This window comes from Bacillus sp. LR--39, from assembly GCF_053613335.1.
In genome coordinates this window covers 1-516 of sequence record NZ_JBSIOT010001605.1, presented here as the reverse complement: position 1 = coordinate 516, position 516 = coordinate 1, and the positions used below count along the sequence as shown (strand labels likewise).

The 516-nt window shown below is 51.4% G+C and carries 1 protein-coding gene; it reads right to left on the bottom strand.

The features are described from left to right. A partial coding sequence (locus ACWHAR_RS32045) for a 3'-5' exonuclease (protein WP_452089043.1) occupies positions 1–516 on the bottom strand: 516 nt, incomplete at both ends.

Genomic DNA, 516 nt, shown 5'->3' with positions numbered 1-516 from the left:
TACTGCTTTTCAATAGGAGCAAATGCTGCTAACAGGCGTTTCACGCCGACAGGGCTCGGGAAGGCAATATCGAGCTCCGTCCCTTCTCCTTCGCCTTTTACGCTGACGACAGTTCCTGTTCCCCATTTTTTATGGCCCGCCTTATCTCCGACTGCCCAGTTCAAGGTGTCGCCGCCTGTTTTGCTGGCGTAGGATACAGGGCGTGAAACAGGGCCGCGTCTCGGCTGCATTTTTCTCGCAGACGTCGCTCTCGTTTCTTTTTTCTCATTTAGGTTTTCCAATAAATCATCCGGTATTTCAGCAATGAAGCGAGATTCCGGGTTCATATTCGTCCGGCCAAACAAGGTGCGCATTTTGGCATTGGTCAGATAAAGCTCCTGTTCCGCCCTTGTAATCCCAACGTACGCAAGGCGGCGTTCTTCTTCCATTTCCGCTTCCTCCATAAGTGAACGGCTATGAGGGAAGACGCCTTCTTCAAGCCCCATCAAGAAAACAACCGGGAACTCCAGTCCTTTC